Source organism: Bacillus sp. V3B (assembly GCF_024494465.1).
Classification (GTDB): domain Bacteria; phylum Bacillota; class Bacilli; order Bacillales; family Cytobacillaceae; genus Bacillus_BD.
In genome coordinates this window covers 1-5,525 of sequence record NZ_JAETXM010000054.1, presented here as the reverse complement: position 1 = coordinate 5,525, position 5,525 = coordinate 1, and the positions used below count along the sequence as shown (strand labels likewise).

Annotated in this window: 6 protein-coding genes; 5 read left to right on the top strand and 1 reads right to left on the bottom strand. The window is 34.4% G+C overall.

Going from position 1 to position 5,525, the window contains the following annotated elements; all coding sequences use genetic code 11:
* The first annotated feature begins 633 nt into the window (after nt 1–633).
* The 5 genes from yppF to JMM81_RS22360 all read left to right on the top strand — a co-directional run bounded on the left by yppF (nt 634) and on the right by JMM81_RS22360 (nt 4,506).
* Nucleotides 634–816 (top strand): YppF family protein, encoded by a 183-nt coding sequence (gene yppF, locus JMM81_RS22380; protein ID WP_256243767.1) that lies wholly within the window; start codon nt 634–636, stop codon nt 814–816.
* A 359-nt stretch (nt 817–1,175) separates the two neighbouring features.
* Nucleotides 1,176–1,364, top strand: a complete 189-nt coding sequence (locus JMM81_RS22375) for an aspartyl-phosphate phosphatase Spo0E family protein (protein WP_256243766.1) — start codon at nt 1,176–1,178, stop codon at nt 1,362–1,364.
* Nucleotides 1,365–1,727: 363 nt separating this feature from the next.
* The gene (locus JMM81_RS22370; RefSeq protein WP_256243765.1) at nt 1,728–1,880 is read left to right on the top strand and encodes a hypothetical protein; all 153 of its coding nucleotides are present in this window, start codon (nt 1,728–1,730) and stop codon (nt 1,878–1,880) included.
* 150 nt (nt 1,881–2,030) lie between these two features.
* Complete coding sequence (locus JMM81_RS22365) at nt 2,031–2,474, top strand: S1 domain-containing RNA-binding protein (RefSeq protein WP_256243764.1); 444 nt, start codon at nt 2,031–2,033, stop codon at nt 2,472–2,474.
* 379 nt (nt 2,475–2,853) lie between these two features.
* Nucleotides 2,854–4,506 carry a putative bifunctional diguanylate cyclase/phosphodiesterase gene (locus JMM81_RS22360; RefSeq protein WP_256243763.1) on the top strand — a complete coding sequence of 551 codons (1,653 nt, stop codon included), beginning with the start codon at nt 2,854–2,856 and terminating at the stop codon, nt 4,504–4,506.
* Nucleotides 4,507–4,736: 230 nt separating this feature from the next.
* Here JMM81_RS22360 and JMM81_RS22355 read toward each other — a convergent pair whose 3' ends face one another.
* The gene (locus tag JMM81_RS22355) at nt 4,737–5,357 is read right to left on the bottom strand and encodes a YczE/YyaS/YitT family protein (RefSeq protein WP_256243762.1); all 621 of its coding nucleotides are present in this window, start codon (nt 5,355–5,357) and stop codon (nt 4,737–4,739) included.
* Between the last annotated feature and the right edge of the window lie 168 nt (nt 5,358–5,525).

The following is a 5,525-nucleotide window of genomic DNA, read 5'->3' as shown; positions in this document are numbered from 1 at the left end:
GGTTTATTCATGATTTTATACAGCGTTGGTACATGAATGTTTTCGGCTTCAAAAGAAACCCCTCAACTGCATAAAAAAGATCGTTTTAACAAATAAAAAAGGCCATTTTCTCTAAGCCCTCTTCCTGGTATCGGCCCCACCTACGCCAAATACTATGACAGCCACGCGTGCCATCCAACCCATTATCATCATAACAGAAAACGCTTACATGTTCAAAGATTAATAGAAAACAAGTTTCGACATAAAAATAGTACTCATGATAGAAGGACACTTTTAAACTACCAAAAAGACTAAGCATCACTAATATATTGCTAGGACGGATAGATAAATACATATAACTGCTAAAATAAATAAAATGGAATAAATTTCAAGATATCTTCTCATTTTATTATTATAAGCACAAAAAATAGACCATTTTCTTTCGACATATAAGTGAAGATTTCTCGGTGTTATTCGTTTTATTGATAGGCTAGGCAAAGCAAAAAATAAATAAAATGTATTTAATTAAAAAATGATGTAGAAAAATGTCCTAAGTTTGAATTTTTAGAAAATAATGCTACTAAAAATCACATGTTATACTTTTTTTGAAAGCATACATAAGCTTTAAAAATATAGATGAGAGAAGGAGTTACTATGTTAGTAGAAGGATTAATACACCGTTTTAAATTAGCGAAAAAACGTAACCCATCACATGTCAATGAATTACTTGATTATATTCAAAAAGCTTATATCTATGGGGAATTATCTATTGTTGAATATAAAAAGCTTTTTTTTGAATTAGACAAACGCAACGCAGAAAAGCCAAGTTTTTCATAAAAGAGTTGATTTAGGGAATTTACCATTATTGGATAAAGCAAGAGTATTTGAAAACGTACTTTTTGATCCTATTTATACCCTTGTTTAAATACGGTTTGCAGTATGATTACAAGGTATTCAACAATCTATATTGGTCATTAATATCTATTTTTTTAGATAACTTTCTTCCGCAGCTAGGTGAGATTGCTGATTACAAATAAGCTTGATTGATCTTCAGGCCTAAAAAACGATCCACACACTTCGTAGCAATTTCGTTAAAAACTATTTGAAATATACCGAATCTTCATATAGTATTACTTGTATACTAGACGATATTCTATTGCAAAAAAAGTTAGTGGATGAGTAGGAGAATGTAGATAATGTTTACAGAGATCAATGAATTAGAAGATAGGATCGATTATTTAAAAAAGGAATTAATTCAGGTTGCTGAAGCAACAGGCTTAGATAGCCACCATACCCTTTATTGTAGTCAAAAATTAGATGAACACATCACTGTTTATCAAAAGCTTGCTTATAAAAAACAAAAAATAGAAACGACTGTTAAATGACAATAAATTTGTTTGGAAATGAGACATTCCAACAAGTTTATTGTCATTATTTTTGGATTGATCTTCTTGTTAGGGTCGAAATGAAATAGCTTATTTTTATTAACTCTAAATCTATAATCATATTACATGAATTTAACCTCGCAAAATTAAATGACTTATCAAAAAAGATCTGTCGAAAAATAGGGTATGAAAACCCTTGAAGTTTGTAAGCGTTTTCAAATATAATAGATACAGGAGGGTGGCGAGAGTGCTATCGTGGTATCTTGGTGAAGGTGGGAAAGCTGTTATTTACAAGATAATTAAATAAACAGAATAATGAAGCGGCGAAATAAAAAAGAGTATATCAGTGTTAGGGGGGAGAAGATGAAAAAAAATAAAGCTACATTGACCCATTTCATTAAAGATGATCAAGTTGATTTGAATCAGTACCTTATGTACATGTTCCAGCAATTTAAGAAGGGTGGTCAGAAACGGTTTAAAGAGTGTAGAATAAAAAGAACAAATGAAAGGAAATAAGAATAATGAAGATAAGATCATGGTAAGAGACCTTGTAATTCTGGAGAGAATTCAATAAGGTTTCTTTTTTATTGAAGCATGATTTGTACAAGTTAGTGAAATTTGTTATAATAAAGTGTTTTTAACATCATTGAGGGGGAACGCTTTTTTATGTCAATTGAAATAGGCAGCAAGGTACAAGGTAAAGTAACAGGTATCACTAACTTTGGAGCATTCGTAGAATTACCAGGTGGCTCAACAGGTCTTGTGCATATCAGCGAGGTAGCGGATAGCTATGTAAAAGACGTTAATGATCATCTCAAAGTAGGCGATCAAATTGAAGTAAAAGTAATTAGTGAGAAAGATGGAAAAACTGCCTTGTCCATCAAAAAAGCTATAGATAGACCTGAAGGACAAACCTCTTCTTATTCTAAACGTCCATCACGCCAGGGTGATAGTCGTTCCAAAGACTTCCGTTCAAAAAGCAATTTCCAACCAAAGGAAAACTTTGAAGATAAAATGGTTCGTTTTTTAAAGACGAGTGAAGAGAATTTATTTACCCTCAAACGTAGCGCAGAATCAAAACGAGGCGGTAGAGGCGGAAGACGCGGATAACCTGCTGTTTTTTTATCCTGCATCATATAGAAAAAGGCAAGCCAGTCTATATAGCCTGGCTTGCCTTTTTCTATATGAACAGTAACAGGAACTGTTTGTATTAGGCAGTAGTTTCTTATAAGTGATTCTTGTTGAATTATTCGCTATACTTATCTAGTATGAAATATCGAGAGGTTTAGATGTTTTTTAATCTTTATGTATCTAAATAATGGTGATCTGTTTACTCAAACGAAAGATGAAACTCCTCTGTTGTTAGCATATAGAGAGTTGGCATAAGCTTCCTCAATGGAAGGAATAAAGAAAAGATTTAAAGTATCTTTAGAGGAGAATCAAGCATGATGATGTCCATATACACAACTCACACATGTTGTCAGTGCCTATGATAGAGCTTTTTACAGCACAAACTATTTCTGAATTCTTAACAAGTATCGCTTATTTCTCAATACCTGTAACCATCATCATTTTCATGAAGAAAAGGAAACAGATTGACTATAAATGGATGTATATTTGTTTCATCCTGTTTATTATGTTATGTGGCATTGGGCATTTGATGCATGTTATAGGAAACCTAGTTCCAACGAAATCATTCCATAGCGCACATAATCTAATCATGATATTAACCGCCGCAATATCCATCGTAACGGCTATATTGCTTTGGCGGATCATTCCACAACTATTACGTATACCAAGCCCTTCTGAATTGGAAAAAGCAAACAAAGAAATTCTTCAGCTTGCTCACTACGATAGCTTGACTGGTTTAGTTAATCGGAATTATTTTCAAATTATTATGGAGAAAACCATTACAGAAGCAAAGGAAAATCAGTATCAGTTAGCCGTCGTTTTTATTGACCTTGATCGTTTTAAAGTAATCAATGATACGTATGGTCATGGAGTGGGTGATCTTCTTCTTAAACAAGTCTCTAAACGCATCGTAAGCAACGTTAGAAAAGAGGATATTGTTTCCAGACAAAGTGGCGATGAATTCATTCTTTTACTCCAAGATATTTCTTGTGTTGAAACGGAGAAAATAATGAATAGAATAAGTCAATCTCTTTCACCTCCTTTTATTTTGGATGGGATTGAAATCCACTGTACCCCAAGTATAGGAATCAGCTGTTTTCCATCGGACGGTACGGAAGCTGAAACGTTAATTACGTATGCTGATGTTGCTATGTACAAAGCAAAGGAAAAAGGAAGAAATAATTATCAATTTTTTACGAAAGAAATGAGTGAGGAAATTTCAAAAAAATTAGCATTAGAAAATCAATTGAGAAAAGCTGTTGAAGAGGATCAGCTCCAAGTCTATTATCAACCGCAGTTAGACTTGAAAACAAATCGAATCGTAGCAACAGAAGCTTTGCTACGCTGGTGTCATCCTGAAAAGGGATTTATTTCTCCGATGGACTTTATCCCTTTATCTGAGGAAACGGGCTTAATTTTACCTATTGGTGAATGGGTGTTAAATGAAGCTTGTAAACAAACAAAAACGTGGCGAGATCAGGGGTTTGATCTTTCCGTTTCCGTTAATTTATCAAATCGACAACTTATAAATGAACATATTGTGGAAACGATCGAAAAAGTGTTGCTTCACAGCGAGCTTGATCCTAAACATGTAACCCTAGAAATTACGGAAAGTGTGGCAATTGTCAACTTGACGGATACACTTCATAAACTAAAGAAGTTACAAGACTTCGGGATCAATATATCGTTGGATGACTTTGGGACAGGCTACTCTTCGCTTAGTTATTTGAGTATACTTCCCATCACATCTGTCAAGATTGATCAATCCTTTATCAAGGACATTGAGGACAGTGCAAAAAGGGAAATGGTGAAATCGATTGGTAACATAGCGCACAGTATAGGTCTCAAAGTAGTTGCTGAAGGAATTGAAGATGAACAACAATTCAATATCATTCGTTCTCTTGGGTTGGAAATGATACAAGGTTATTATGTGAGTCATCCGATTCCTGAAGCGGAGATGAAAGCAAAACTTATAGAAATGAATACAAATAGTAACAGGGACTGTCTGTAATCTCAAAGTAGAATCCAAAATAGAACGATTAAGCAAACGAGTAAAAAAAAGAGCATCTGCTGCAGATGCTCTTTCAACAAAAGGGGGGGTACATGACTAGCTTTACCAATTTTCAAGATTGATATACATCTATTTTTAGAAATTGATATAGATTATTCACACGTATCCATATTGTGAAAGAATCTTAATCACAATATGCTTTGCTAGCCTGCCTAATTTTCCCCATCAAATTAATGAGTTTCAAATGGTTTCGTTTGAACATGTAACATCTTTTTTATTTGACGATTAGAAGTTTGGATGATTTTTCCTAAAAATAACGCGACCACTAATGTTCCAAGTCCTACTGGTCCACCTAATAAAAACCCACATAGGGCACCATTTGCTTCAATACTGATTCTAGAAATACTCAGGCTCCAACCAAATCGATTACTGATCGCCATCATGAGTCCATCAATGGGGGTAGTCGGAAATTGTGCCTCTACATAAATACCAATTCCCACTCCCACTATAATGACCCCGATGGTTAAACTGAACAACTGTACCTCCCATGAAGATGAAAAGTCAGCATTTCTAAAAACAAAATAAATCCAAATATCCAAAAACCAGCTTCGTATGACGATTGGGATAATGGACTCAATTCTAAATCTCGTTTTTTCAATCATCCAAGTAAGGAATGTAAAAAACACTTGCGAAATAATCGACCACATTCCGATAGTTAATCCCAAATGATTATTTAAACCTACTGCAACAGAATCCCATGGACCTGCACCAAGTAAAGACAAAATAATTAAGGCAATACCTAAAGCAGCCGCTGCTAAACCTGCTAAATAAATCCCTATTCTCTTCCCCATTACGACACCCTTTTCTAAAATACATTGGTGCCAGGCACCATCCAATTAATTGGAATCAGGGAACGATTTGGGAATAGCGAAAAAGCCTCTAGGAAGCTTCCATCACTGTTCCCAATCCATCCCCTTAACTTGAAACAAGATTATTTCGGTGGTGACTGTGGATTGTTG

What these genes read in the sequence shown, in the direction of transcription:
- yppF (WP_256243767.1), top strand. Translation starts at nt 634, where the DNA reads ATGTTAGTAGAAGGATTAATACACCGTTTTAAATTAGCGAAAAAACGT.
- JMM81_RS22375 (WP_256243766.1), top strand. Translation starts at nt 1,176, where the DNA reads ATGTTTACAGAGATCAATGAATTAGAAGATAGGATCGATTATTTAAAA.
- JMM81_RS22370 (WP_256243765.1), top strand. Translation starts at nt 1,728, where the DNA reads ATGAAAAAAAATAAAGCTACATTGACCCATTTCATTAAAGATGATCAA.
- JMM81_RS22365 (WP_256243764.1), top strand. Translation starts at nt 2,031, where the DNA reads ATGTCAATTGAAATAGGCAGCAAGGTACAAGGTAAAGTAACAGGTATC.
- JMM81_RS22360 (WP_256243763.1), top strand. Translation starts at nt 2,854, where the DNA reads ATGATAGAGCTTTTTACAGCACAAACTATTTCTGAATTCTTAACAAGT.
- JMM81_RS22355 (WP_256243762.1), bottom strand. Translation starts at nt 5,357, where the DNA reads ATGGGGAAGAGAATAGGGATTTATTTAGCAGGTTTAGCAGCGGCTGCT.